At 46.3% G+C, this 1,682-nt stretch carries 3 protein-coding genes and 1 pseudogene; 1 reads left to right on the top strand and 3 read right to left on the bottom strand.

Annotated elements, in window-relative coordinates:
* Window positions 1–70 precede the first annotated feature (70 nt).
* The 3 genes and pseudogenes from ACFO8Q_RS10470 to ACFO8Q_RS10460 all read right to left on the bottom strand — a co-directional run.
* Window positions 71–292, bottom strand: a pseudogene (locus tag ACFO8Q_RS10470) (ASCH domain-containing protein); the annotation flags it as partial.
* Window position 293: 1 nt separating this feature from the next.
* Entirely contained in the window at window positions 294–617 is a 324-nt protein-coding gene (locus ACFO8Q_RS10465) for a cytochrome d ubiquinol oxidase subunit II (protein ID WP_380025724.1), read from the bottom strand.
* 91 nt (window positions 618–708) lie between these two features.
* Entirely contained in the window at window positions 709–933 is a 225-nt protein-coding gene (locus ACFO8Q_RS10460; RefSeq protein WP_380025723.1) for a hypothetical protein, read from the bottom strand.
* A gap of 246 nt (window positions 934–1,179) precedes the next feature.
* Between ACFO8Q_RS10460 and ACFO8Q_RS10455 the strand changes: the two genes are divergently transcribed.
* On the top strand, window positions 1,180–1,682 hold a 503-nt coding region (locus ACFO8Q_RS10455; RefSeq protein ID WP_380025722.1), incomplete at its 3' end, for a transposase.

The raw sequence follows: 1,682 nt of genomic DNA, 5'->3' as shown, positions 1-1,682 counted from the left end.
GTGGCTCCAATTCGTTAACAAAGTGGCTCTCACTGATTAACTCACTGGCCTTATGGCAGTGAAATATTCATTCAGTCCGCGCATCTTCGTCCGTCATATCTCCAAGGGACTGTTGAAACTCATTGTGCACCTCAAACTTCCGCCTGCCAACTTCCCAGACCTCACCGGGATCTGCGTAGCGGCCGTTCCGCCGGGTGGCTGTTTTTTCACCTTTCAGGACTCTTTGAATATCTTCTTCCTTTGTGATCATCCGATCAATTGAGCAGGTTTTCGGCGGCAGCTGATTCGTCATCTCACTTCGCTCCCTTCACATATTTGGCATCGAACAAGAACAGCTTCATCAGCAGATACAGCGACGGCACCAACAAGAACAGCCCGCCTATGAACGCCCAGATCAGAGCTTCTCCCATTACAGGGTTGGTGACACCGGAGTGAATCGTCACATAAGGATAGAGCAGATAAGGAAGATGCGACTTCCCGTATCCGAAAAATGCGCTGGCAAACTGCAGCATCACAAACACAAATGCAAGTCCGTATGATTTTCGTCTCATGATAAGACCAACCGCAAACAGGAAGACCGCCAGTGAGAGCGTAAAATACCAACTGTGATCCAACATCGAATTAAAATGGTCGAGATTATGATTGCGGAGCGATTTAATTGTTTGAAGAAAACTAGAAGCCCCTGTTCTGGGGGCTTTCGAGTCGTGATTACTTATTCTCTTTTGATTCCTTTGGTTTCGCTGTATCCACTTCTCCGTTTTTAATCGCTTTTTCGATTTCCTCCCGTTCGCCGGGTTTAGCCGGGTTTGTCTCGGGGGTCAGGTGCATGATTTCAGCAGAATTTGGATTTGAGGATTTTGCCAAAATCGGTACCGCAACAGCCGTCCCCACCAGAACAACCGATAGTGTACCAACAAGTAACTTCGTCTTCATAAAACCATTCCTCCTATAAGTTTGTTCTTGATTTATGTTCCCAAAAACGAGAAACCTGAACTGTTATTTAATCTCCTGAAATATTCACGGAACGACTTTGAACAAATCATGAATCCAATTAGATCAAGGAAAAACGGGGATATGGACGTTCACTTAAAAAGTGAGTAAATCCATATGGAAAAAGAGCCTTATCTTTGGTAGTGTTAATGGCGACGAAACCCAACACGTTCCCAAGGAGGCTCTTCAATGGCAAGTGTACAAGAGTTACGCTTGAACTTCAACCCCCGAATGAAAGTTAATTTTAAAGGTGGCGATTTGACTTCAGACACTGGTCTTCTTCTGTACAAAGAATTCGATCATAAAATCGGTCTCTCCGAAGCCGTGAAGCAATTCCTTGTCGTCGACGATCCTGTTCACCATCGGGATCATCCCAATGACGATGTCGTAGTCCAGAAAATCTATCAGCATGTGGCCGGCTATCATACTGACGATCATGCCGATGATTTATGCCATGAACCGCTTTTGACCGCTATGCTAGGGAAGCAGCGGTTGGCTTCGCAACCGACGATATCCCGATTCAATGAAAAGGCGACAATCGCTACCGCCAAGTCACTGGAAAAAGTGAATGAAGTACTGCAAGGTCGCGTGTACGCGATCGAACCTCGGGATCAGCTCGTGATGGACCTAGACTCTTCTGGCTTTGCCGCCTATGGCGATCAACATGGAGCGAACTACAACCATCACTACCA

Source organism: Effusibacillus consociatus, from assembly GCF_042652925.1.
Classification (GTDB): Bacteria; Bacillota; Bacilli; order Tumebacillales; family Effusibacillaceae; genus Effusibacillus; species Effusibacillus consociatus.
The sequence above is the reverse complement of the archived record's forward strand: the minus strand, read 5'-3'. Positions and strand labels throughout refer to the sequence as shown.